The organism is Caballeronia sp. HLA56 (assembly GCF_054655155.1).
In genome coordinates this window covers 2740077-2763464 of the sequence record NZ_BAAHOB010000005.1, presented here as the reverse complement: position 1 = coordinate 2763464, position 23388 = coordinate 2740077, and the positions used below count along the sequence as shown (strand labels likewise).

23 protein-coding genes and 1 riboswitch are annotated in these 23388 nt (G+C 57.3%); of the genes, 10 read left to right on the top strand and 13 right to left on the bottom strand.

Annotated features, from left to right (window positions below; genetic code table 11):
• Positions 1–100: 100 nt before the first annotated feature.
• The 5 genes from ACYQ47_RS32490 to ACYQ47_RS32470 are packed head-to-tail and all read left to right on the top strand — an operon-like array spanning position 101 to position 3598.
• Entirely contained in the window at positions 101–547 is a 447-nt protein-coding gene (locus tag ACYQ47_RS32490; protein ID WP_232519193.1) for an FAD-dependent oxidoreductase, read from the top strand.
• Positions 548–598: 51 nt separating this feature from the next.
• On the top strand, positions 599–2197 hold the full coding sequence (gene ctaD, locus ACYQ47_RS32485) for a cytochrome c oxidase subunit I (RefSeq protein WP_044041200.1): 1599 nt from the start codon (positions 599–601) through the stop codon (positions 2195–2197).
• 42 nt (positions 2198–2239) lie between these two features.
• Complete coding sequence (locus ACYQ47_RS32480) at positions 2240–2674, top strand: protein tyrosine phosphatase family protein (protein ID WP_084675718.1); 435 nt, start codon at positions 2240–2242, stop codon at positions 2672–2674.
• Between the two features lie 41 nt (positions 2675–2715).
• Positions 2716–3150, top strand: coding sequence for a YeeE/YedE family protein (locus ACYQ47_RS32475; RefSeq protein WP_044041201.1), 435 nt, complete (start codon positions 2716–2718; stop codon positions 3148–3150).
• 1 nt (position 3151) lies between these two features.
• Positions 3152–3598 carry a YeeE/YedE family protein gene (locus tag ACYQ47_RS32470; protein ID WP_044041202.1) on the top strand — a complete coding sequence of 149 codons (447 nt, stop codon included), beginning with the start codon at positions 3152–3154 and terminating at the stop codon, positions 3596–3598.
• A gap of 205 nt (positions 3599–3803) precedes the next feature.
• On the opposite strand, the gene ACYQ47_RS32465 is transcribed toward ACYQ47_RS32470, so the two are convergent.
• Both ACYQ47_RS32465 and ACYQ47_RS32460 read right to left on the bottom strand, forming a co-directional pair.
• The gene (locus tag ACYQ47_RS32465) at positions 3804–4031 is read right to left on the bottom strand and encodes a hypothetical protein (RefSeq protein ID WP_016344643.1); all 228 of its coding nucleotides are present in this window, start codon (positions 4029–4031) and stop codon (positions 3804–3806) included.
• Between the two features lie 462 nt (positions 4032–4493).
• A complete protein-coding gene (locus tag ACYQ47_RS32460; RefSeq protein ID WP_459908883.1) occupies positions 4494–5798 on the bottom strand; it encodes a voltage-gated chloride channel family protein in 1305 nt (434 codons plus the stop codon).
• Positions 5799–5888: 90 nt separating this feature from the next.
• Positions 5889–6005, bottom strand: a riboswitch (Fluoride riboswitch).
• A 117-nt stretch (positions 6006–6122) separates the two neighbouring features.
• Here ACYQ47_RS32460 and ACYQ47_RS32455 point away from each other — a divergent pair.
• A complete protein-coding gene (locus tag ACYQ47_RS32455; RefSeq protein WP_044041204.1) occupies positions 6123–7205 on the top strand; it encodes a molybdopterin-dependent oxidoreductase in 1083 nt (360 codons plus the stop codon).
• On the opposite strand, the gene ACYQ47_RS32450 is transcribed toward ACYQ47_RS32455, so the two are convergent.
• A complete protein-coding gene (locus ACYQ47_RS32450; RefSeq protein ID WP_044041205.1) occupies positions 7192–8100 on the bottom strand; it encodes a LysR family transcriptional regulator in 909 nt (302 codons plus the stop codon). The genes ACYQ47_RS32455 and ACYQ47_RS32450 overlap by 14 nt on opposite strands.
• Before the next feature lie 11 nt (positions 8101–8111).
• Here ACYQ47_RS32450 and ACYQ47_RS32445 point away from each other — a divergent pair, with 11 nt between their 5' ends.
• The 4 genes from ACYQ47_RS32445 to ACYQ47_RS32430 all read left to right on the top strand — a co-directional run bounded on the left by ACYQ47_RS32445 (position 8112) and on the right by ACYQ47_RS32430 (position 12195).
• Positions 8112–9362 (top strand): TDT family transporter, encoded by a 1251-nt coding sequence (locus tag ACYQ47_RS32445; protein ID WP_459908880.1) that lies wholly within the window; start codon positions 8112–8114, stop codon positions 9360–9362.
• Positions 9363–9457: 95 nt separating this feature from the next.
• A complete protein-coding gene (locus ACYQ47_RS32440) occupies positions 9458–10093 on the top strand; it encodes a uracil-DNA glycosylase (protein WP_459908878.1) in 636 nt (211 codons plus the stop codon).
• A gap of 135 nt (positions 10094–10228) precedes the next feature.
• Positions 10229–10720 (top strand): DUF305 domain-containing protein, encoded by a 492-nt coding sequence (locus ACYQ47_RS32435; RefSeq protein ID WP_084675719.1) that lies wholly within the window; start codon positions 10229–10231, stop codon positions 10718–10720.
• Entirely contained in the window at positions 10717–12195 is a 1479-nt protein-coding gene (locus ACYQ47_RS32430) for a YncE family protein (protein WP_016344650.1), read from the top strand. The genes ACYQ47_RS32435 and ACYQ47_RS32430 overlap by 4 nt, the downstream gene beginning before the upstream one ends.
• Before the next feature lie 415 nt (positions 12196–12610).
• Here ACYQ47_RS32430 and ACYQ47_RS32425 read toward each other — a convergent pair whose 3' ends face one another.
• From ACYQ47_RS32425 to ACYQ47_RS32380, 10 genes are all read right to left on the bottom strand, one after another.
• Positions 12611–14311, bottom strand: coding sequence for a DUF4435 domain-containing protein (locus ACYQ47_RS32425; RefSeq protein WP_459908875.1), 1701 nt, complete (start codon positions 14309–14311; stop codon positions 12611–12613).
• Between the two features lie 666 nt (positions 14312–14977).
• Positions 14978–15553, bottom strand: a complete 576-nt coding sequence (locus ACYQ47_RS32420) for a LuxR C-terminal-related transcriptional regulator (protein ID WP_459908873.1) — start codon at positions 15551–15553, stop codon at positions 14978–14980.
• Positions 15554–16212: 659 nt separating this feature from the next.
• Positions 16213–19008 carry a DUF927 domain-containing protein gene (locus ACYQ47_RS32415; RefSeq protein WP_459908872.1) on the bottom strand — a complete coding sequence of 932 codons (2796 nt, stop codon included), beginning with the start codon at positions 19006–19008 and terminating at the stop codon, positions 16213–16215.
• Positions 19005–19340: a hypothetical protein gene (locus ACYQ47_RS32410; RefSeq protein ID WP_459908870.1), complete on the bottom strand. Its 336-nt coding sequence runs from the start codon at positions 19338–19340 to the stop codon at positions 19005–19007. Before ACYQ47_RS32410 ends, ACYQ47_RS32415 begins: the two co-directional genes overlap by 4 nt.
• Positions 19337–19567: a transcriptional coactivator p15/PC4 family protein gene (locus ACYQ47_RS32405; protein WP_016344659.1), complete on the bottom strand. Its 231-nt coding sequence runs from the start codon at positions 19565–19567 to the stop codon at positions 19337–19339. Before ACYQ47_RS32405 ends, ACYQ47_RS32410 begins: the two co-directional genes overlap by 4 nt.
• Positions 19564–19794, bottom strand: a complete 231-nt coding sequence (locus ACYQ47_RS32400; RefSeq protein WP_044041214.1) for a hypothetical protein — start codon at positions 19792–19794, stop codon at positions 19564–19566. The genes ACYQ47_RS32405 and ACYQ47_RS32400 overlap by 4 nt, the downstream gene beginning before the upstream one ends.
• Positions 19787–20215, bottom strand: a complete 429-nt coding sequence (locus ACYQ47_RS32395; RefSeq protein WP_459908867.1) for a hypothetical protein — start codon at positions 20213–20215, stop codon at positions 19787–19789. Before ACYQ47_RS32395 ends, ACYQ47_RS32400 begins: the two co-directional genes overlap by 8 nt.
• Positions 20216–20737: 522 nt before the next feature.
• Complete coding sequence (locus ACYQ47_RS32390) at positions 20738–20947, bottom strand: helix-turn-helix transcriptional regulator (protein WP_044041217.1); 210 nt, start codon at positions 20945–20947, stop codon at positions 20738–20740.
• A 135-nt stretch (positions 20948–21082) separates the two neighbouring features.
• Positions 21083–21868 carry a hypothetical protein gene (locus ACYQ47_RS32385; protein WP_044041218.1) on the bottom strand — a complete coding sequence of 262 codons (786 nt, stop codon included), beginning with the start codon at positions 21866–21868 and terminating at the stop codon, positions 21083–21085.
• Between the two features lie 91 nt (positions 21869–21959).
• Positions 21960–23204 carry a tyrosine-type recombinase/integrase gene (locus ACYQ47_RS32380; protein WP_459908864.1) on the bottom strand — a complete coding sequence of 415 codons (1245 nt, stop codon included), beginning with the start codon at positions 23202–23204 and terminating at the stop codon, positions 21960–21962.
• Positions 23205–23388 lie beyond the last annotated feature (184 nt).

Here is a 23388-nt window from a genome sequence, read left to right as displayed (position 1 = left end):
GCCCTATAACCCCATAAAAAAACGCTATACCGCTTTTTCGTATAAGCTTATATCTTTATAGAATATAGTGTCGAGGGCGCCAACGTCAACTGGAGGAAGCGTGGTGGCTTTAAATACAAATGTCTCCATTACCTATAGCGCTGTGATTGTCGGGGGAGGCGTGGGAGGGGTAAGTGTTGCCGCACGCCTGAAACACATAAGTAAGAATCTCGACATTGTCGTGGTGGATCCGTCTGAATTTCACTACTACCAACCAGCGTGGACATTGGTTGGCGGTGGCCAGTTTGACGTCGACAAGACGCGTCAGTCGATGCGCGACTGTATGCCCGCAAGTGTTGAACTTGTTCCCGGGCGCGTAACGGCATTTGAGCCGGAGCACAGTGCGGTGGTGCTGGAACGGGGCGCCAGAATCGGCTACAAGTTGCCTCGTCCAAAGATTGAAATTCGTAGTGCCGGACAGGTCGTCCTCGTGGGCACTCATGTGCCTGTGCATCAACGCGCAGTCATTGCAGGCGAAATGCGGCGGTGCGTCGCGCGGCTCGCCTAAATTAATTTGAACATCCGACATTGGCAAGCCGTACGGTTAACTGGAGCTGCTATGAGTACCACCACGCACGATCATGTAGTTGGCCACGACGCAGGCCACGCCATCCCAAACGGATGGCGGCGCTGGGTCTTTGCGACAAACCACAAAGACATCGGGACGATGTATCTGCTGTTCTCGTTCGTGATGTTTTTATCGGGTGGGATAATGGCGTTGGCAATTCGCGCCGAGCTGTTCGAACCAGGCATGCAACTGATGCGCCCGGAATTCTTCAATCAGCTCACGACCATGCATGGACTCGAGATGATTTTCGGCGCGATCATGCCGGCATTCGTCGGATTTGCGAACTGGATGGTGCCGCTTGAGATCGGCGCATCCGACATGGCGTTTGCACGAATGAACAACTTCAGTTTTTGGTTGCTGCCCGTTGCAGCCATCATGCTGACGGCCACTTTTTTTATGCCCGGTGGCGCACCCGCAGGCGGGTGGACAATGTATGCCCCGTTGTCTACGCAGATGGGCCCGGGCATGGATATGACGATCTTTGCCATCCACCTAATGGGAGCGTCATCGATCATGGGTGGAATCAACATTGTCGTCACCATCCTGAACATGCGCGCGCCAGGTATGACGATGATGAAGATGCCCATGTTCTGCTGGACCTGGTTAATCACCGCTTTCTTGTTGATCGCGGTCATGCCGGTGCTGGCTGGCGCGGTCACCATGCTCCTGTTCGACCGGCATTTCGGCACATCATTTTTTAACGCCGCTGGCGGCGGAGACCCAGTGCTTTACCAGCACGTCTTCTGGTTCTTCGGCCATCCCGAGGTGTACATCATGATTTTGCCAGGGTTTGGCGTGGTGTCGCAGGTTATTCCGGCATTCGCTCGCAAACCTCTTTTCGGCTACGCGTCGATGGTCTATGCGACCGCGTCAATTGCGATTCTGTCGTTCATGGTCTGGGCGCACCACATGTTTGCGACCGGAATGCCGGTTACCGGGCAGCTGTTCTTCATGTACTCAACCATGCTCATCGCGATTCCGACTGGCGTGAAAGTGTTCAACTGGGTCGCCACCATGTGGCGGGGATCGCTGTCCTTTGAGACCCCGATGCTGTTCGCCATCGGCTTTATCTTCGTGTTCACCGTCGGCGGCTTTACGGGACTGATTCTTTCCCTCGCACCGTTGGATATCCAGATGCATGGGACCTACTACGTTGTGGCGCACTTTCATTACGTACTGGTCGCGGGGTCGCTGTTCTCGCTGTTCGCCGGATGGTATTTCTGGGCGCCCAAGTGGACGGGCAAGATGTATAACGAGACGCGTGGAAAAATTCACTTCTGGGTGTCCATGGTGGCCTTCAATGTCACGTTCTTTCCGATGCATTTTTTGGGGCTTGCCGGCATGCCGCGACGGTACGCCGACTATCCGGCGCAGTTTACCGATTTCAACCAGATCGCGACCATTGGCGCCTTTTTCTTCGGGCTGGCGCAGGTGTATTTTCTCTTTGCGGTGGCGCTGCCCTGCTACGCCCGTTCGAAAGAGTTGTTAGACGCCCCGGACAAACCATGGGACGGAGCTGAGGGACTTGAATGGACGGTGCCAAGCCCAGCGCCGTTCCACACCTTTGAGAAGCCGCCCGAAGTTGTTTGATGGCAATAAGCACAGAAACCCTTAACTACTGCGTATTAGACAATGAGCGACCTCATACCGAATTTCAAACAACCAACGGCTGACATTGCTACCGGGGGACAACCGTCCCTCGATCAGTTGGCCCGCGTGAGCGACTATGGCTTTCGGTCCATCTTAAATCTAAGACCGGCCACCGAAAATGCGGGACTCGACGAACACGCGGAGGTTGTAAGGCTGGGAATGAAATATCACCATCTCCCTGTCGCGACTGCCAACGATCTCACACGAAGCGCGGCAGTCGAACTTGGTCGAATACTCGGCGATAAGGCCAATCTGCCAATACTGGTGCACTGCGGATCCGGAAATCGGGTGGGGGCCTTGTTTGCACTTCGTGCTGCATGGATAGACGGTTCGTCCACGGACGATGCGATTAAAGTTGGCCAGCAGTACGGGCTGACGAAAATGGAAGAAGACGTACGTCGGATCCTCGCAAAATAGCGCGCGTATTTAGACATGCATACGATCAAGGGTTGCCAATCATGGTGATCGACTGGATAAATTTCACGCCGTTTCGATCGCTGGCCGGGGGTGCGATGATCGGGCTGTCTGCAGCACTTTTTATGCTGCTTAACGGACGGATCGCGGGCATCAGCGGTCTACTTGGTGGCCTTCTTACTGCTGACGGTTGGCGGGAAGGATGGCGAGTTTACTTTGTTGCAGGGTTGCTTGTTGCCGCGACGCTTTTTATGGTGGTAGCTCCGCTGCCGCCTATCGTCATTCGGTCAAGCACCTGGACCTTGATCGTCGGCGGCCTGTTAGTCGGATTTGGCACGAGGGCGGCAAGCGGATGTACGAGCGGCCACGGGGTATGCGGCCTTTCACGTGGGTCAATTCGCTCGCTGGCCGCGACGTCGACGTTTATGGTCGCGGGCTTTGCAACGGTATGGATCGTGCGGCATGGGTGGGGTGCATAGGATGCGAAAGGTAAGTTCTTTCTTACTCGGGACGTTGTTTGGGCTAGGGTTGATTATTTCGGGCATGACCAATCCGGAAAAAGTGCTTGGTTTTCTCGACATTGCGGGCCAATGGGATCCGTCACTAGCTTTCGTGATGATTGGTGCGATCGCCACTGCTTCGATCGGATTTTATGTCAGTCGGCGGATTGAGAAACCACTCCTTGAAGTGCGGAAGTACCTGCCCACCAAACAACGGATTGACGGTCAACTGCTCATTGGAAGCGCAATATTTGGCCTTGGATGGGGCGTGGCTGGATTTTGCCCGGGACCTGCAGTTGTTGCCATTGGCACGGCCAAGAGCGGGGCCATCATCTTTTTTGTCGCAATGCTTGCTGGTATGTTGGTTTTTAAACAGGTGAGCGCATTGCGAGAGCGGGCGAATCGCTGCAAAGTTGCAGGAGGCTGATGACTGCCGGAAACCGCTGTACTTCAGAAAGAGTGGCGTCAATCGCGGTCCCGCGTCTCACCCTTTGAGCAAAGTACGACCGATACCGCGACCTAATCCTAGCAGGACTTTCGCGTTGTCGCCGGTAAGAACATCATGTCAAATCGAGCGAAGTAGACGACTCCCTTAGTCAACGTCGCAAGCGCCTCGGTCGATTGCTTGGAGCTCAGCAACGGCAATGGTCGGCGATCATGCTGATAAGTAAGTCCTTGCCATCTGCGCGAAGAACAGTCTCATCTCCGGTAATCAGCGCTGCAGTCCATGTGCCGTCATCGTGTTGTTCCCATTTGCCACAGTCGTCGCCATCGATTTCGATCGACCCACGCATCCGCAAGGACGGGTCCGACGGATCGATGACTTCGGGATCGTTATGCAACAGGTTGATCTTCTTCATGGGCAAGCTCCGTTGATTCAAGATCGTATTTTCACTTGAGAAACTTCGGCGATAACTAAGCAACGCAAAACCGACATTAATCGAGTCCCAAGCCGTGGTCGTCGATTACTTCGCATGGGAGCAGAAGCACGCGCGCCAATGCCAGTTGTTGCCGATGCGTCTTGCAGAATGCGCGCAGCGTAGCTTCCGTGTCGATAAGTTCGAGGCATTGCGGCAGATTGCGGTGCGAGTGCTCCACATGTCAATGACGAATTCTCGTATCTCCGTGCAGATAGCCTGCATCGACGTGGTGCACTAGGGCCTGGTCGACGCCGTCTTTTTTCTTTGCAAGATGGAGCAGGTGGTTCGCTAGTGACGGCCGGCTCAGGTGGTGCCACAACCGGCTATGGGCGACGCGCGCCGCGTGCGGAAAATAAAGACGGAGCACCATTATGTTGCGCTTACCCGCTTGAAGGTCTGGTGTCATTTGTTCTTCGTGTTGGCGGTTGATTTTTGTCGGCGAAGTGCGGCGAGTTCAGATAGTCGGATACCGCGTGGCAGATCAGCATGTTTGCTGTGCTCGACGCGTTGGGCCCGGTAAATCCCCGTGTGCCCGGAGAACAAATAGGCCACCACGCATGCAAGCCCTGCATACACACCAATATCGACCCCAAATAACTCGATGGCCATGACCGTGGAGGCGATAGGCGTATTCGCGGCGCCGGCAAATACGGCGACGAAACCGAGCCCGGCGAGGACCGGAAAGGGCAGGGCCAGAACGTGAGAGAGCGCGTTGCCGAGCGTCGCGCCGATGTAAAAGAGTGGCGTGACTTCGCCCCCCTTGAAGCCTGACGCTAACGTGATCACGGTAAAGCCAAATTTTCCGACTGACGTGTAAAGGGGAAGCTGCCGGTGAAAAGCTTCCACGATTGTCGGTATGCCGAGCCCGAGAAACGGCGATGTTCCCGGTACCAACGAAGCAAGCGCGACGGCGATGCCACCCACGAACGGACGGGCCGGCGCGTACTTGACGATTCGCTTGATCAACCCCGACAAACCATGCGTTGCGTCGGCGAACAGCATCCCCGTAATCCCGAAAATCATCCCCGCCACGATCACGTATCCCAATCCGCTCAGGCTGACCGGTGGAATGAACGGGATCGAATAAACGGTGTGATGAATTCCCCAAGCGCGTGTAACCAGATCGGCGGAAATCGACGCAATAAAGCAGCTGAGCAAGGCGTCGTATCGCAAACGCCCAATCGCCAAGACCTCGAGGCCGAACAGGGCGCCTGCGAGTGGGGTGCCGAACACTGACGAGAATCCTGCTGCGATGCCACCCATCAGCAGTATCCGGCGGTCCTCGCGGCTAAGACCGAAGCGGTGTGTCACCTGATCGGCGAGTGCGCCGCCCATCTGTACAGCCGTGCCTTCGCGCCCGGCCGAGCCACCAAATAGATGAGTGATCACCGTTGCGATCAACACCAGCGGCGCCATGCGCTTTGGAACGATTTTCTTCGGATCGTGGATCTCGTCGATCAGCAGATTATTTCCGCCTTCGACACTGGCCCCGATCCCCAAATAAACGCAGCCGACACAAAAGCCGGCGACGGGCAGCAGCCCGATGAGCCAGGGGTTCGCCACGTGAGTGTTCGTGGCGATATCGAGCGCCCAAAGAAACAAGGCTGAGGCGCTTCCCGCCAGGGCACCGACGAGACCCGACAGCAAAAGCCAGCGCGCCACATGCGGCAGCATAGGGAACTGCTCGGGAAACACAAAACGTTTCATGAATTTCCAAGTTTGAAGAACTCAAACCTGGGCAGCGAAAGCCGCGAGGGAAGTGCGCCGAACGCGCGTGCCTACGGATTCCTGACCCAGGAACGCGTAGGCATCATTAGCTGGCTTAATTAGGCGACTCAATCGGGTAAGTCAGCTACGTAATCAATCCAGCGGTTTGCGATGATCTGCGGGAGGAATGCCATCTCCGTGAGCGATTGTAAAAGAATTCGGCGTGGGCTGTCGAGCTGGAATTCCGAACCGGGCGCGCTTCCTGCACTGCGGAGAGGACCGTAACGCCTCTTCCCAAACGCAGACTCAACGCCGGAGATACGAATGACACCAGCTGCGCTCGACAAGCGGATCCATTCCACATCGCCGCTCAACGCAGAGCCAGAACTCAAGCGCTTGATCGCCGGCATGCACACGACTCAAGACGACTTCTACGTTCGCAACCACGGCAATGTGCCGGTGATTGACGAGACGCTCCACCGGATTTCGGTCTCAGGCCAGGTAAGCCGTCCGATCAGCCTCTCACTGAACGATCTCAAAAGCCGCTTTGAGCGCGTTTCCGTCAGTGCGGTCATGCAATGCGCTGGAAACCGGCGTGCTGATTTGTTCTCGGTGAAACCCGTCTCGGGTGACCCATGGGCGCCGGGGGCGATCGGCAATGCGGTTTGGACCGGCGTTAGGCTCAAGGACGTGCTCGAATCGGCTGGCATCATGTGCGTTGGAGAAACGCACGTGGTATTTGCAGCGTGCGATGACTGCGAAGCAGAAGGCAAACGCTTCCGCTATGGTGTTTCAATTCCTGCGAGCAAAGCGCTATCAGGCGATGTGCTGCTTGCCTATGAAATGAACGGCGAAGTGTTGAGCCCGGAGCATGGGTATCCATTGCGCGTAGTGGTTCCAGGATACGCGGGCGTGCGTAGTCCGAAGTGGCTGGCATCGATTGAGGTGCGCGACAAACCTTCGGACAATCACATGCAGCAACGCGAGTACAAATTGTTCCCCGCTTCCGTCGATGAAGCCAGCGCGGATTGGGAGAACGGGACGACGATCAACGATATGCCGCTGAACTCGGCCATTTGCGAACCGAACGACGGAGCGACATTGTGCGCAGGTCCTGTCCGGGTCGCCGGATACGCTGTGGCGACGGGAACATCAGTAGCGCGCGTGGAAGTGTCGTCAGATGACGGTGTGACGTGGACACAAGCCGCACTCAACGTCGAGCCTAGCACCCCGTGGAGCTGGACGCTCTGGACCGTCGAACTGGCGCTGCCGGAGGGCACGCATGAACTCTCAGTGCGCGCATGGGACTCGGCGGGACAGACTCAGGTATCGCAAGTAGCCGATGTATGGAATTTCAAAGGCTATCTAAGTACAGCGTGGCATCGGATTACCGTCACCGCACAATAACAGAGCTGAAGCGGGGGGGAAATTGTTCATCAAATAGTTTGACGAAAGCCTCCGTGCTGGGCGCAAACGATCTGCCTTTCAACCACACGACGTGCAGCAAGCGCGTGATATCGACGCCGATGACCTTTAGCCTGACAAGATCTCCGCGCGCGATTTCTTCGGCGACGCTCAGTGAGGAAACATAGGCGATGGCTTGGCCTGATAACAGCATCCGCTTGATGGCCTCGGTATGGCTGACCGACATGAGTGGCGTCATCGACAAGCCTGCTCGTTTATACGCGTCTTCCACGGCAGCCCGCGTTCCGGAGCCCGGTTCGCGCAGGATCACGGCTTTGTCGGCCAGTTCGCGTGCGGCAAATCTGCGCTTCGCCAATGGATGCCCGACTGCAGCCACCGCAATGATTTCATCTGCACCGATGACGTTGGCATCGAAAACGGCGGCATCGTAGGGACCTTCGATGAAACCCAGTCCGAAAGCGTGTGCCAGGAGTCCCTGTTCGACCTGTTCGGTATTAGCCACCGTCAGCTCCACGGTTACCTTGGGAAAAAGGACATTAAACTGCGCGATCACTGCGGGCACCAGATAAACACCGACGGTCGCACTCGCCCCGATCAACAACTGACCCGCAGTTAATCCCGCCAGTTCGGTCAACTCGCGTTCCGCTGCTTCCGACAACGCGAATATCCGGGTCGCATATTCCAGCAGCGTATTGCCCACTTGAGTGAGCGCAACGCCTCGTGGCAACCGGTCGAATAGGGTCACGCCCAGACGCTCCTCGAGCTCCCTGATCTCGCGAGTTACAGCTGGCTGACTGACGTGCAGACGTTGTGCGCCAGCGCTGATTGAGCCTGCGCGCGCGACTTCGTAAAAGGCCAGTAAGTGGGTGAAATTCATGCCTATTTGATATGGAGAAGATGCTTTATATGTATTTTAAGTATATCTGCAATCTTGTTATTCTTGACATACAGATTAACGAGGAGTCAACCAAGATGGACGAAACGCAGGTGAAAACACCGGAAATAGCACGATTTGATGCTCTCAAACCGTTCAAGCACGTCACTCGCCACCGTGAAATAGTTCGCCAATTCACGCCTAACTGGTTCGCGTTGACGATGGGAACCGGGATCGTCTTTCTTGTCCTTCTCGCCGCGCCATTTCGTTTGGCCGGTCAACACACGGTTGCGGAGGCGTTGTGGATGATCGACATCGTGTTCTTCACTGTTTTTTCGATTCTTTTTATGGCGCGCCTGGTCCGGTTTCCGGAAACGTTCAAGCCCATGCTCGACCATCCGGTGCAATCGATGTTCTTGGGCGCGATCCCGATGGGGCTGATTCCCATCGTGAATGGTCTAAGCGTGTTTGGCCCCGAGCTTTTCGGCCCGGCAGCACTGAGCGTAGCGCACGCGTTGTGGTGGATCGACGCAGGCTTGGCGGTATCGATTGCGTGTCTCGTGCCGTATCGCATGTTCACGACACAGCAGCATTCGACCGAACAGATGACTGCCGTCTGGCTGTTGCCAATCGTTGCACCTGAGGTGACTGCGTCCAGTGCCGGCGTGCTCGCACCGCATCTTTCGCACAGTGCCGCGCAGTTGCTTGTCGGAACGGGTTATGTGCTTTGGGCGATTTCCGTACCTCTTGCATTTTCGATCCTGACAATCGTGTTTTTGCGCCTCGCGCTTCACAAGCTTCCGCATCGTGACATGGCGGCGTCGTCGTGGCTCACGCTGGGTCCGATCGGGACCGGAAGCCTTGGTCTGCTGCTGCTCGGTCAAGCTGCGCCTGCCGCATTCGCCGGCACGGTGCTCGAACAAGTGGCAATCGTGGCTAGGGACTTCGGACTGCTGGGCGGCCTGCTTCTGTGGGGCGTGGGCGTGTGGTGGCTCGTGATCGCTGTCATCCTGACTGTGCGGTATCAGCGCGAAGGCATGACGTTCAACATGGGATGGTGGGGGTTCACGTTTCCGATCGGCGTGTACACCGCTACGACCTTCGCGCTGTATCGGCTCACGCAGTTCTTTCCATTTGCAGTCATCGGTACGGCGCTTACAGTCGCGCTGATCGGGTTCTGGCTGATCGTGGTGAGCAAGACGCTCAAGGGAATGTGGCACGGCAACCTCTTTCAAGCACCTTGCCTTGCTACGCCCAGGAAATGAAACGGTTGTCCCGGGTGGATCAGAGTGAGCCGGAGCAGGGCGATGATCTTCAACGACTCGGTTTACTCCATGACTCCAGCACCCATTGGCGCTCCATGAACGATTCCGACGAAGGATCTAAGGCGCTTTCAGAAGCATGCGATCTGCTCCGAGACTCGGAGGCGCTTCAGCGACGGATCGCGCTCCTCGATCAACCGCATATCATACCCTTGACCCGATTCGCCGAAGAGCTGTCCGCGCGAAGCAGTGAAGTCCCTTATATCGATCCGCTTGACGGCGGCTGCCAGGCCAAGGTGCTTGTGCTTCTCGAGTCTCCGGCAAGACTTGCATCCCGGCCGCGGTTTGTATCGCTGGACAGTCCGGTGCCCGCGCAACGGAACCTCAAGCGCTTCTTCGATGAAGCGGGATTGGCTCGTCGCCAGAGTGTGTTGTGGAACGTGTTCCCATGGCTACCGGCGTCAGACGGGCCACGCGCAACTTTGACGATCGGTGAGATTGAGCGGGGGATCGGCGAATTGCCATCGTTGGTCGGACTGTTGCCTGATTTGCGCGTGATCGTATTGGCAGGTCGCAAAGCTCAACGTGCGTTCTCTATGCTCAAACAGTTGCCGGGCTCTCCTGTGATTCTTACGATGCCTCATCCAAGTCCTCTCGCCGTGTGCCGGTTCCGGAACGTTGCAACAAACATAGTCGAAACGCTCGAGCGGGCCGCGCGCGTAGCCGCGTCCTGATAATGCTGCAAGCGGTGCTGGCGCAGACGTTTGTCTTGCCACAAGTGGTAAACCCTTTGTTTGAAAATATCCGGGAATAAACGGCCCATAAACGGCGTTCGCCCGTTGCCACTTACCTAATCAGGAACATGCACGATGGCTTCGAATTCCCCGGACTGGCTAGCCGCCACACTGTCGTTAGCTGGCGCCCTCATTTTTCTGCCCGCAAGCGTTGTCGCTTTTGCGGGCGACGCACCGTCGGATGCTTCATCCGCGGAGGCTTCATTTCTATCCGAAAACGATACGGCGATGTCGACCATGATGGCGAACATGGCAGTCAAGCCGAGTGGGAATATCGACAATGATTTCGTGGCGATGATGGCGCCGCACCACCAGGGCGCTATCGATATGGCGCGCGCCGAACTGCAATATGGAAAGAACGAGCAGTTGCGCCGCATCGCGCAAGAGATTGTGGTTGAGCAGCAGCAAGAGATCGTTGCGATGCATCTGGCGATCGGTTCGAGCGTATCAACTTCAGCGACTGGCACAGCTGGTAGCGCAGACCGGGCGTCCGATATTGCACAAGGAAAAATGCAGTCCCCTAAACATGACAGCATGTCCATGAAAATGAACCAGGAGTCACAATGAACCGCATGCCCGCAGTCTCGACGCTTTCAGCCCTGGTCGCGCTCGTCTTTGCGCCGGTTGCCCTCGCAGGGCAGGCACCTGGAAAGGCTTCTGCCGCCGACATACCCATCAGCCATCAGGATCGCGTCTACGCCGCCGAGCAGTTTTCTAATACCGTCTCCGTCATCGATCCTGCCAGTAATACGCTAGTCGGCTTGATCAAGCTCGGCGATCCGTCGCCCGGCAATTTCAGCCCGCTCTACAAAGGCCAGGTGCTGGTTCATGGCATGGGCTTTTCGCCGGACCACAAGACGATCGCGGTGGTCTCGATCGGCTCCAATTCAGTCTCGTTCATCGATACCGAGACCAACGCGCTCAAGCATGTGACGTATGTCGGACGGTCCCCGCACGAGGCGTTCTTCACGCCCAACGGCAAGGAGGTTTGGGTTACGGTGCGAGGTGAAAATTACATCGCCGTGCTGGATGGTTCGACCTACGAAGAGAAATCTCGCATTGTCGTGCCAGCAGGACCCGGCATGCAGATCTTCTCGACTGACGGGAAATACGGGTATGTCTGCTCGTCGTTTAATCCGCAGACCGTCGTGATCGATGTCGCGAGTCATAAGATAGTCGGCCACGTTACGCAGGCCAGTCCATTTTGTCCGAACATCGCGGCCACACCTGATGGCAAGCAGGTGTGGTTCACTTTGAAGGATACTGGCAAGACGCAGGTATTTAACGCCAGACCACCGTTCAATATCCTCAAGACGATCGATACCGGTCCGATCAGCAATCACGTCAACTTCGCACACAATAGCAACGGCTCTTTTGCCTACGTGACGATTGGCGGTACCAATGAAGTCAAGGTGTTTAAAACTGATGACTTCTCCCAGGTCGCGACGATCTCCGTCGGAAAACTTCCGCACGGCATCTGGCCATCAGGCGACGGCACACGCATGTACGTCGGTCTTGAAAACGCCGATGCGATGACTGCGATCGACACGTTGACGAACCAGGTGATTGCCACTGTGCCAATCGGACAAGCGCCACAAGCGGTTACCTATGTACCGAATGCCGTTCGAATGGGTGATGGCACCCAGAATACGCAGCCACTCGGTGTGGCAGGCAAAGCGGCACATCTGACGATGATGGCGGTGGGAGATTCGTCTACGTCAGCAAGCACAACCGAGCCAACGAGCGTGTCACTGTTTGATCAGGGCTTAGTTCAGGTATTGCAAGCGTCGGTCACGGGGTTGGAGCCAAAGAAACCCTATGTTATTGCGCTTTCAGACCACCCTGATGGAAGCGGCGAGTTGGAACCGTTGGCGAACTTCATGAGCAACCCGGCGGGTTCAGCGATCGTCAACGCGATCGGGCAAATCCGTCAGATCGTCCGGCCAGAAGCGAACAGTGCCACGAGCACGCAAAGATATCTGGTCGTTGCCCCGCGCGGCGCAGAAAAAATCGGCACCGCCGTTCAAGTGCAGTCGAATTAAAAGTCGAAGCTATTCGGATCAAGCAAATGCAGGCGGTGCAACAACCGCTATCGTCATTAATGGTAGCGCGCCAGCCCTGCGTAAATGGTGTTCAAAATCATCCCGGCAACTATGGGAATGGCCGTTGCACCTTGAAAACCGCCAGACATACTACGGCTCATTGATCGTCCGCTTCGGGTCGGGGTGAGCCAATCCGAGCTCCGAACTCATCGCCGTAAAGCGGCCACTAATATTTGGCTGCCCGGTAACGGCTGGTCGTCAACGCGAACTCTCGACCCTAAGCCGCCATTCAGATCACTGCACCAGCAGCGGCCGCTCACAAGTTAGTATGAGACGTCCGACCGCGCGTCTCGTCTGCTACCTGTCAGCCCGTGAGGACGCACGCAAGTAGCGTCGGCCAAGCAGTGGGCTCCTGTCAGACGGTTGCGCTCGAAGGCTCCACGACCGCAGGGTCTTCAGTCGGCTTCACAGGTATCTTGTCCTTAAAATCGCCGAAGTACGGTCGCACGGCTTCCCGAATCGCGTGCACGCCATCACCGCTCGCCATTCGCAACACGAGCGCCGGAAGCTCCTTATTTGCAAGGCCAATCGTGGCTCCGATTTGCGAGGCCAACGATTTTCGATTGTAATATTTGAGTAATCCGTTGTAGTCGTTTTGGGAAATCAACGAAACAAACAATCCCTCTGTTTCGGAATATAGAACGGAAACATCAATGTCCGCTACCGTCTGCTTGAGCGCGTTGTCAAGGGAACCCGGGCCCTTCGCCTTAACGTCGAAAAGATTCAAACGATATTTGATCTCGGCGGCGACGCGCATCGAAACCTGCGTCTCGAGTTCCGAGTTCAGACGTTCGAAGGCGAGTTTGGCGATCTTACTGAAATCGATCTGTGCGTCTCTTGCCAAGCGCTTCGAGCAGAGCGCTAAGACTTCACGGGTGCAAAAGAGATTTTCGACTTCGGCCACGTCGAGCACATGGATGCCGTCCTTTCCAAGTGCCTGTATTTCTTCATCGCCTCGCCGGTCACGGTCTACAACGCCTACTATGTCGAGGTGATGAAATTGCTTGTTATCTCGAAGCGCACGGACGCCTGCGATAACTGCACTGCAACTGCCTCGTGGCATCACAAGGCACTCAGGTAGAAGCGCACGATACAGAGCAACGTCGTGGCTGCCGTTGTCGCCTTCGACGAACACGACCGGTTTGCGACTTCCCATGATCTCAAGTAGCAGGTCTTCCGGCATGTCGTCAACGTCGTCGATTGTGGCCCAGTCCCAAGACGCGCCGTCGAAGCCTTTCAGCCAGAGCTTCGTTGCCGCAACCTGCGAAGCAGCAAAGTCAACGTCGTGTGTTATATAAACGAAAAGACAATCTGCCCGCAAGTTTTCAATCGCATTCCATAAGGGCGACTGCAGCGATTTATGCAGATGAACTTCCGGCTCGTCTACGATGATGATTCCGTTCTTTGGAGCTGCCAAACATTGACCAACCAAATAGAAAAGAACGCGCTCGCCGTCGCTCATCTGAGAAGCTTTGTAAGGCGTGCCGTCAGAGTTTGCGACCTTGGTATGTAGTTCTGCTCCGCCAAGCACCAGTTCGCGATGGGGTAAAAGCGTCTCCCACAAATTTTTGATCTGTTCAAGCTTCGTAACTGGCGGGGGTATTCGTTTCTCAGATAGCCGTGAGTCAGCTAGGTACTTTGCGCTCACGTCGGCCTGCTCGGAAAACAGGTAAACCATCAATTTAGGGAAGTCGTTGAGCATGTGAACCGGCCCACTGCTGCCCCAGCGGTTGACCAATTTGTATGCTGCGGGATTTTGGTTCTCCGTCGCCTTGCCAAACCCGTAGATTAAATCGGACTCAGCAATCGAGAGAGAAATAAGCTGCGAGCTATCGGGCATGGTCAACGATCTTTGTGCAGACATACGAAGCGTTGATTCCTTCTGCGGCGAATATAGATCAATCCACGTGCCCAAACGGGTCTTCCCGCTACCGTTCGCGCCTACAATCACCACCGACTTTTGTACGTCAAGGGCCGTGCACTTATCGGCAGGCCATTCACTGTTTTGGTCAAACGCCACACCGGCTTTCGGCAAGACGAACGTCCGCGATTGCATCCGTATCTCCTCTGTGCTGTTTCGCATGGGCAGGAAAACTCTGGGGCATCAATTTAGTTTCCTGTAACGGAGGCATCGTAACCTATTACCGATTTCCCAATGGAATCAGCAAATCGAGAAAGCTCAAAGAGGCGATTTTCCTCCAGCCTGCAAAATGAATGGCTGGTTTCTGAGAAGGAGCAGTCCCACGAGCGACTTAGCAACGGCGAAGGTGAACGACTCTTCATGGCCGGATTGAGGCTGTGCCCTCGGTGATTTGCTCGCCGCAAAGCGGCCATTGAGCGACAGGAAACGAGAGCTTGGCTAGTCGAACTGGATGTCGACCTCGACCGGCGGCTCCTGGCCGATCAGGTGAGGTCGCCAACGACCGCTTTATGGCACTGCAACTCGCGCAACGTCGATCCGACTGACCACTTCAGAGGCGACCGTGTGACCGCAGGGTCGACTTGAGATATTTGAAGGGTACAAAATCAATAGAAGTTGCGGCTTATGCGGTATGCCCGTTGAGACGATGCGGAATATCAGAATATCTACGAGCCGCTGGGCGACCATCTAAATGCATGGAGCGCGTCATTAGCCGTATTTTCAATAAGTTCCAGCCACGCCGTGACTGCATAAGCTTTCCGCTTACACCGACTCGCACGGGATTAAGCGTTCAACATCCCACTAAGCCGTCGATTGCAATACTCTGTCATGGAGGATGCAGACATCCTCTTCTGAGAATAAGCGAAAAAGTTCAGCGGTCGATGCCACGCCTAGCTTAAGCATCGCGTTCGTTTTGTGCGTGCAGATGGTTTGCTTAGAGCGGTGGCGCGCGAACGCGATCTCCTTTAGCGACTGACCGGCTAGCGTCGCCTTGAGAACGTCAATTTCGCACGCGCTTAGAGGCTGAAAACTCTGGCCGCGTCTAGGCAGCGTCGCCGCGTACTTGGCAAGCGTGGACGATACAAATTTTTGGCGGGCGTACGCGGCATCGATCGCTGACTTCAGATGCTCGCCGACTTCATCCCGGTCCAGCACTGCGTGAACGGCGCTCAGGGCCGACAGCGTGGCGAGGTAAGCGGGATTCTTGATACACGAATGCAGCACCAGACCCACGTCAATATGTCCCGCCCGTATGCGGGTCAACAAAGGTTCGCGAGCGGAGTTTTGCCTCGACGAGACGCTCTGCAGGTCCGCGACAATCACATCACACTCACTCGCGAGCTTGGCCAGCGTATCACCGCAGCAGGTCGTGGCCACGGTTGTGACCCCTGCGCATTGCCTAACGGCCGCCTCGGTACCCAGTGCGCTTATGAGATGGCTACCAGCGCAAACAACCCTTAACGACATCGTGACCTCGCAGATAGATACGAAGCAACGAGCCTACCGAGGGCGTGGGCCTCGGACAATCGGATGGATACGAACAGGCGATCTTCAGACAGCCGTCGCAATTGCTTTCAATAAGCTGTCGTCGATATCGAGTCGAGTTTTCCCCCACTCTATAGGTACACAAAACTCACTGCCAACACTGCCAAACTGCCAACAGCGGCCTCAAACCCTTACTGGGTAAGGGTTTCGCTGTTGGCAGTGGGCAGCGCTTTGATGCCAATTGTTGGCAGTCGACTGCCCACACCCCGCTATCAGGGATTCCGTCATGCGAAACACTGCCAACACTGCCAACACACTGCCAACAGCAAAAGCTATATAACGTAAGGTTTTGAATAGGGTAGTTGGCAGTTGGCAGTGTTGGCAGTGAGATTTCCCTACACGGGAATTTTGTGAAGGCAGAGGAATCAGTCGAAAGCCATTAGAAAGCGTTTAACGTGATCCTGACAAAGCTTTCATGTTCATGTGTTCCGTTTGGCCATAAAAAAACCTCGCGCGGTGGCGAGGTCAAAAGATAGAAGCGCGGCGTGCTGCTACTGATCGTCGTCAGCTTTCCAATCAGCGTGATTTTTACGTGGGTAGAGCACGTAGACCTGCCCCAAGCCACGCCCACCGTTTCTCGTCCAGCCCTTGCGCCCTGTGGGACGCAATAGGATGCGAGCTTTGTGAAGGGCCTTGCAGGCGTGCTTCAGGTCATAACCGACGACGAACACCCCTTTGAAGGTTGCGGGCGGCACGTACACGGTGATCTTGCCGTCGGCGTCGGCCCGGATGAAGCCCAGCGAGTTATGCACCACGGGCATGTTTTCAGTAAGCGGCAGGCGAACGAATCTCGAGTGCTCATGCTGCTCGATGAGACCTTCGACCTGCTCGATCAAACGCTCATCGTCGCGGTCGCCCGTCCCGAACACATCAAGCCACCGCCGCCAGACGGTATCGACCGCCTGCTGCGATTCTTCGGCGGTCCACCCCGTCAAGCCCGCCTGCGATGCCAACACCAAGGCAGCGGCTAGCAGGGCGAACTTGCGTGTCGCGCGCCGCACGGGTGGCGCGGCATCCGGCGGCACCATCGCCGCCATACGGATACGCTCGCACGCGATCGTCTCGCGCGCGTCACTCCACCTTGGCAGAAGCCATTCCACGAACGCGGGCCCAAGCGTGCCATGCTGTGCGCGACCAGCAGCCGTCAGTGCGTCAGAGAAAGCTTCGGCGCTCGCGTAGCCGTGCAGTTCGTCAAATGCGCGATGCAGGCCCGCGTCGGCGGGCACATCAAGCAAGCGCACCTCCTGCCCGCCACGCGGCTTTAGACCGCCTTCGGCGAGATACTGACTCATCGCGACTTCGCCCGTCGAAATGAGCGTCAACCTCCACGACCGAGAAGCGACGGTGCCGCCGTCACGCGCTCCTTGTACCTTCGAAATGCCATTGAGCATCTGGTAGATCGCCGGGCCGATTTTGCGCGCATCGCCCGAGCCGATCTCGTCCAGATATAACAAGCGATCGTTGGCTGACTCCGACATCAACGCCAGACCTAGGGACGTACCATTCCAGCTCGCCTTGCTGCGGTCTGGATCTCCCCAGACGCTAGCAGCCACATCGCCGCAGGTGCTCTTACCCGCTGTCGAGTTGGTATAGAGATGCAAACCAATGCCGTCCTTCTCTCCGGCAATGGAAAGCAGCGGCCCGGCCAGCGCGCATGCCACGCTCGTCATAGCGAGGGCATTGCCTTGTGTCAGACGACCTACCTGCTCTCGCCAATCGCCAAGCGTGCCACGCGCCTTATAGGCGCTCGGATTGTCCGGTTTGCCGTTAAAGTGCATGCGAGCATTGGGTTGCCCAACGACTTCCCCGGTCGGCAATACGAAAGCGCCGTGCTGCCAACCGGTCATGCTGACGATCTCATACCACGCGTCGCGGTTCTCGGTCTGAAGCCAGTACGCAAGTCGCTCACGAGCCGCGCGATCGGTTGCGACCGCCAGCCCGCCGCTACGCAATCGCGCCCAACCGTCGCGCTCCCCAATCTCTGCATTGGGCATGGCTTCGATTACCTCTTCGCCGCAACCCGCGCGCCGCCAGCGCAACACGCGCATCTGACGGCCTGAGCTGTCGCGGCCGCTTCCCAACGCCTCCAGCGAGTCACAAAGCCATCGAGGCGCGAGATAGACGGTCTTGCCGCTGTCGCGATCGACTTTCACGCCCACGAAGTACAAGCCGTCTTGACGGCGCTCGTAATACGCTTCTAGTTCGCCTGCGCCGGCAGTTGTCGCTCCTGCACCGCTACGGTTCGGCTCATCGCCGCCATCCGGCTTCGCAGCCTTCCAGATCTGCCTGGCCACCGCGGCCGCTCCAAAACGTGTGTGCATGTCGTTGAAGTCCGTTTCGTCGTCACCACGCTTGTCGCCGAACTCCGGGAGGGCAACGGCGCCACCGACGGATCGCGCCGCCTCCACCGCCTTCTGCTGTCCATTACCGAGGTCCGCCAGTACCGTGATCTCAGCATCGGGATAGGCAGCGCGCATCGTCTGCGCGACCTTCGTGAGGTTGCCCGCCGAGAGCGCCGCCACTGCGGCATCACCCGTGCAAAGATGAGCGGATAATGCCGTGGCGACGCCTTCGGCGATGATGATGCGCTTGCACTGCTCGAGCGCGCACGAGGTAAACCAACAACCGCCCGCCTTCTCGCCGTTAGCCAAGGCCGACTTACGCCCCTGTTCATCGATCATCTCGATGGTGGTGACGCTGCTTTCGACCTGCACAGGTGCGATGAGAACGCGCCCCTCGAGCTGCGCGCCGCCCGACTGCGGCCGGTAGCCGATCAGCTTCTGAAGCTTCGCGGCGTCCATTTCGCGCAGGGTGTCAACCGCACTGACACCCTTGCGCATCAGGTACGGATGATCGTCGCGAGCGGGGTGAGCTTTCTCAATGACGGCGATGGCAAGCGAGGCCGCGTGCTTACGGGCCTTCGTTCGTTTCTGCGCCTCTTGTTCCGTGCGTGCGTCGCGCTCGACACGACGGCGCTCGACCTCTGCCGGGTCGATAACCGTTGCGGCGGTCGAACGCGGCTTGTAGCCGTACTTCTTCGCGATCGCGAACAGCGTGCCGATGGTGATACCGGCGTCGGGACGAATTGAGCGCCACGTATCCCGAACGTCAGCCGCCACGTAGTTCGGGCTTCCCTGACTCCAGTTGTCAAACATCACAAAGCCAGCTTCGCCCTCGCTATGCTTGAGCGATGCAGCGACACGAAACCATACGTCGCGCTCAACGTCCGGCGGAATGTACGAGAGTGCTTCAAGGATCCGCTGATGATCATCAAAGACGGTGCTCATTGCTTACCTCCTGCAATCGAGCCTGCTCGGGCAATCACACGAGCGAAGGCAAGGTTGTCGCCGATCGCCGCCGTCGCTTGCCCCGCGAGAACGCCCACGCGCGGCGATCGGACACCCTTCGCCATCATCGTTTCAAGCAGATCGGTACGGCGAAACCCCTTCTCGGCGGCAGCGGCAAACACCACGTCGAGCACGCGGCGCGCGAACTGGCGCACATCGGGATCAGCCTTCTTTGCATGAAACACAAGGAAGCCGCACATGAGAACGCACTCAGTCGGGCTCGCGTACTCGCCTTCAGCGATTGGGATGCCGAGTTTGTAGTTCTCGTTCATACGACCTCCCGCGCGGCCAGCGTCAGCCCCTGAATGATCTGCGGCAGTAGTTCCGGGCGCAGCATGATGCCCTTCTGCGTCGGCACGAACTCACCCGCTGCATTGGCGACCACAAGCCGGACATCGACGTACTCGCGGCCTTTGTACCAACGATGAATGATCCGGATGCGCTGCGTCGCGCTCTTCTGGATATCCATCACCACCTTGTCCTGATCGACCGTACTCATACATCCTCCTTCGAACCGATCGCGCACTGACCGTGGCGTACGCAATCTGCGTCCACGTATTCATGCAACTGTTCTGCGACGCCAGCAGACTGATCGATCAACATGCGAACGACACCGTAAACAGGGTGGTCGTCGCTCACAGGAAGGTCTGCAATGGCGATCAGCAACATCTGCAAGACATCGTGGAACTGCTGAACCTTCGCCGCCATCTCGAGGTGCCTAACCATGGTTTCCCTCCTGTAAGGAGTACTCATCGCTGTGAGCACGACTAGAGCGCTCTAATTTGAGACGGTCGATCAATCGCTGTCGAAGGACGCACTCGGCCTCAGACGCGGTCTCGACGATCTGACCGATGAGCTCGATTTCACTGGCGATGCGATAGAGCAAAAGAGGGTGTTCGGCTTCCTGTAACGCGCCGGAGCGCACTGGTTTGAGTTCAGGGCTTCGGTCATTGGTGATCAAGCATCCGATGGCTGATACGACGGTGGCTAACGACGACGCGGAATCGCCCGCCACGGTTAGGCAGTCCGCGAGGAATTGCAGTTCGCTGTCCGAGGCGTTCGCCATGTCGAAGCGCTCTGCGAAAAACGCGAGCAAGCCGGCTGCCGACGGTGTTTGATGGATAGCGGTGCGTGTTGTCTTAGTCATGGCGCACCTCCGCACGGGCGAGCTCGGCAAGCTCGAGGAGTGCATCTGCGCAGCAGTCAAGCGCGTCGTTCGCGCTCGGCGCGAGCGCTGCGTCGCGCAGGGCGCGATTGATGATCTGAAGTTGAAGCGGAGATTGCGTTTGCTCAGGACGAGCGAGAGTAGTGCCATGCATGGCTTTGCTCCTTGTAGTGAGACTAGGCCCGTTTTTGAGACGGGTGGGCAGGAGCTCAAAACCGCTACAAGACGGCGGGCATATTCCCCTTGCGGGTCTTTTATTAGCCGCACTCCCGCCCATAGGCGCAAAACCAATAGGCGAAACAAAAGCCACAGACTGACGGGGTGGCTTGACCGCTTGTAGAGGTGTTTTGAGCACCGTTCCCGGAGGATAGTCGAGCAATTCGCCGTCCGTCAAGTTGTTCGCGAAATCGTACCTAACCGATGGCGCCTGTAAGCGCTCCGATCTAGCATCTCTATTTGGGTTGTTTGATTGAATGGCCGTCGAGCCAGCTATTTTCTTATCTGTCATGCGGACTCTCCGAGCAGGACCGCACGCAGCTCGCCGACGTTCCACAAGGCGTGGCCGCCGATGTTGCGGGGTTTCGGGAGGTCGCCGCGCTTGGAACGATTCCAGACGGCAGAGACGCTGCAGGAGCAGAGCGCAGCAACGGTTTGAACTCTGACGCCTGCCGCAGCGGGCAGGCTGTCGAAGTTGCGGACTTCAATGTTGAGCATCGTATCGACTCGAAAGCGTGCGGAATTGCACGGGTCGGTACGGATTAAATACCCCAAGAGTCTAAGAAAATAGCCGCCCGCCGACTGCGCGTAACCGCGTAGTCGCTCGTCGTATACGCCTGCCAAGCAAACCTACTAGGCAGACCTTTCTTTACGCAGATCGAGGACCCATTCATAAATGGTCGTGGATGCTCTGTCTTCGCTCAGGCCGCATCGGTGTCGAAGGTTAATTTCTAGTGCGCAGGCCTCGAGAGCTTTTGCCGTTTGTCGAGAAGACTTGCCGTCCCACGCGCCCGTATCGAGTTGGTCACGGAGCCAATTCTTGATTGGCTGGTAACGCTCTGCGCGGGCAAATCCCCCATTCGACGAACGCTCCAGCAGATCTACCCGGGCTGCTTCGCGTGCCTTTTGGGCGGCATACTCGCGCCCAGCCGCCTCACTCGCGACCACGAGGCTGCTATTCGAATTCGATAGATGCTTAAGCGCTTTCGTGACTTCGCCTTGTCGGAGACATGCGCCGGCACGGTCTATCTCTGATAATGCCTGCGCGGCCAGCATCATCAAAACAGCCGGCTGATGAAGGAAGGCCGTCACTGGATCGGTGCAGCCTCTGAATGGAGACGGAAGCTCGTCTAGATCGCCTTCCCTGATCTGAGATAGCAAGAGGGAAGTGACGCCATGCTCTGGCGTATATGTCCAGCCGTGCTCCACGGCTTCTTGTTGGCCCAAGGAATTCCATCGATCCTCGACCGTTTCCACCACTTTCGAGAGCGCGAATATCTCGCTTACGTTCGCGGCGCCCGCATACCCGTGCCAGCGCGGAAAACACCATTTCCTCGCGTTCTCAACGAAACCGGTTAGCCCAAGATCTGCGGCCCGACGATCGTCTGGGTCGTCGAACTCCCCGATGATTTCAAACATTGCTCGCCCTGTTGCAGAGCCCTATTTGGGAGACGTGCCAGCCGGGAAGGGCACCCGGTTTTCGCCTCGTCGGGCTAGGCACGGCAAACTTTCACGCCTGATTGTTCATCGGGATGACTGTCCCTTCATCAATGACCTTGTCACAGAACGCGGCCCAGTCATCCATCAGCCGTCGGCGCTTTTGCAGCACGTCGGAGCGCCAGTAGGCCGCCTCGGTCGCATCGCCCTTGATATGTGCGAGCGCTACCTCGGCCAGCTCGCGAGGATAGTTTGTGTACTCGCTCGCCCAATCCCTGAACGTCGATCGGAAGCCGTGCGGCGTGGCCTCCAAACCTTGCCGGCGCATGATCGCAAGCAGAGACATATCAGACAGCGCGCCGCTCGCCCGCGGGCTGGGAAACACGAGACAGACATCGTCTTGGCGCTTGATTGCCTTCAGCAGCCGCACGGCCGCCGTGGGCAGGGGCACGCGATGTTCCTTCCGTGCCTTCATCTTCTCGGCCGGCACCGTCCAAATACGTTTTTCGAGGTCTATCTCGCGCCAGTCAGCAGCCCGCGCTTCCCCGGATCGCGCCGCGGTCAATATCGAGAACTCCAGGCACCGCGCGCTAATGCCTTCAATGGCGCGCAACCTTTTCATAAACGCGCCCATCTGTGCGATCGACAAGGCGGGGTGATTGCGAACGCGCTTGGTCTTCTTCGGGGCGCTCAATAGCTTGTCGAGGTTGCCCCGCCACGCGGCCGGGTTGACACCTTCATCCCGGAAACCCTTCACGCGCGCATAGTCGAGAATGGCCTCAATCCGGCCGCGCAGGCGGCTAGCAGTTTCGGTCTTGGACTGCCAAATGGGTTCAAGGATCTCTAGTACGTGAGAGCGCGTCACATGGCGGATTTGCATTTTGCCGATGACCGGGTGAGCGTACTCGGCGAGGGTATATGTCCACTGCGCGCCGTGCTTAAGGTTGCGCCACTCGACTTCCTTCGCAGCGATGTACCGCTCTGCGGTCTTCTCGAAGGTCATCTCCAGCGCGTGGCCCGCGCGCAGTTGGCTCGCCGCTTCCTTCCGCTGCATCACAGGGTCGATACCGCGCTTGATGTCCTCCCGGAGGGCGAGGGCCTTCTCGCGCGCTTCGGCGACGCCCATCCCCTTCTGCGAGTAGGCCTCGATGCCAATCTCGCGACGCTTGCCGGCGACAACCACGCGAAGCACCCAGTAGCCCGCCCCAGTGTCCGAGACGTCAAGGTACAAGCCAGCGACGCCCCCCACCGCGTATCGGCCTGGTTCCTTCAGTCTGCTGACCGCCAACGGTCCAAGTTCCTTCGCTTTCTTTGGCATCGCCGATCGTCGAAGTTTCCACAAGCTGTGAGAGCCTTAGATGGAGCCGCGAGCAATCTACCCACCAGCCCCTCCACCATCAGCCCTCCACCATCCCATCCACCATAAAATTTACGACTGAACGCGTCGAAACGCAATGAGTCGAGACGCTCCGACGGAGCTGAATTGGGCTGGAAGTCTTGCT

What these genes read in the sequence shown, in the direction of transcription:
- ctaD (WP_044041200.1), top strand. Translation starts at nt 599, where the DNA reads ATGAGTACCACCACGCACGATCATGTAGTTGGCCACGACGCAGGCCAC.
- ACYQ47_RS32480 (WP_084675718.1), top strand. Translation starts at nt 2,240, where the DNA reads ATGAGCGACCTCATACCGAATTTCAAACAACCAACGGCTGACATTGCT.
- ACYQ47_RS32475 (WP_044041201.1), top strand. Translation starts at nt 2,716, where the DNA reads ATGGTGATCGACTGGATAAATTTCACGCCGTTTCGATCGCTGGCCGGG.
- ACYQ47_RS32470 (WP_044041202.1), top strand. Translation starts at nt 3,152, where the DNA reads ATGCGAAAGGTAAGTTCTTTCTTACTCGGGACGTTGTTTGGGCTAGGG.
- ACYQ47_RS32465 (WP_016344643.1), bottom strand. Translation starts at nt 4,031, where the DNA reads ATGAAGAAGATCAACCTGTTGCATAACGATCCCGAAGTCATCGATCCG.
- ACYQ47_RS32460 (WP_459908883.1), bottom strand. Translation starts at nt 5,798, where the DNA reads ATGAAACGTTTTGTGTTTCCCGAGCAGTTCCCTATGCTGCCGCATGTG.
- ACYQ47_RS32455 (WP_044041204.1), top strand. Translation starts at nt 6,123, where the DNA reads ATGACACCAGCTGCGCTCGACAAGCGGATCCATTCCACATCGCCGCTC.
- ACYQ47_RS32450 (WP_044041205.1), bottom strand. Translation starts at nt 8,100, where the DNA reads ATGAATTTCACCCACTTACTGGCCTTTTACGAAGTCGCGCGCGCAGGC.
- ACYQ47_RS32445 (WP_459908880.1), top strand. Translation starts at nt 8,112, where the DNA reads ATGGAGAAGATGCTTTATATGTATTTTAAGTATATCTGCAATCTTGTT.
- ACYQ47_RS32440 (WP_459908878.1), top strand. Translation starts at nt 9,458, where the DNA reads ATGAACGATTCCGACGAAGGATCTAAGGCGCTTTCAGAAGCATGCGAT.
- ACYQ47_RS32435 (WP_084675719.1), top strand. Translation starts at nt 10,229, where the DNA reads ATGGCTTCGAATTCCCCGGACTGGCTAGCCGCCACACTGTCGTTAGCT.
- ACYQ47_RS32430 (WP_016344650.1), top strand. Translation starts at nt 10,717, where the DNA reads ATGAACCGCATGCCCGCAGTCTCGACGCTTTCAGCCCTGGTCGCGCTC.
- ACYQ47_RS32425 (WP_459908875.1), bottom strand. Translation starts at nt 14,311, where the DNA reads ATGCAATCGCGGACGTTCGTCTTGCCGAAAGCCGGTGTGGCGTTTGAC.
- ACYQ47_RS32415 (WP_459908872.1), bottom strand. Translation starts at nt 19,008, where the DNA reads ATGAGCACCGTCTTTGATGATCATCAGCGGATCCTTGAAGCACTCTCG.
- ACYQ47_RS32410 (WP_459908870.1), bottom strand. Translation starts at nt 19,340, where the DNA reads ATGAACGAGAACTACAAACTCGGCATCCCAATCGCTGAAGGCGAGTAC.
- ACYQ47_RS32405 (WP_016344659.1), bottom strand. Translation starts at nt 19,567, where the DNA reads ATGAGTACGGTCGATCAGGACAAGGTGGTGATGGATATCCAGAAGAGC.
- ACYQ47_RS32400 (WP_044041214.1), bottom strand. Translation starts at nt 19,794, where the DNA reads ATGGTTAGGCACCTCGAGATGGCGGCGAAGGTTCAGCAGTTCCACGAT.
- ACYQ47_RS32395 (WP_459908867.1), bottom strand. Translation starts at nt 20,215, where the DNA reads ATGACTAAGACAACACGCACCGCTATCCATCAAACACCGTCGGCAGCC.
- ACYQ47_RS32390 (WP_044041217.1), bottom strand. Translation starts at nt 20,947, where the DNA reads ATGCTCAACATTGAAGTCCGCAACTTCGACAGCCTGCCCGCTGCGGCA.
- ACYQ47_RS32385 (WP_044041218.1), bottom strand. Translation starts at nt 21,868, where the DNA reads ATGTTTGAAATCATCGGGGAGTTCGACGACCCAGACGATCGTCGGGCC.
- ACYQ47_RS32380 (WP_459908864.1), bottom strand. Translation starts at nt 23,204, where the DNA reads ATGCCAAAGAAAGCGAAGGAACTTGGACCGTTGGCGGTCAGCAGACTG.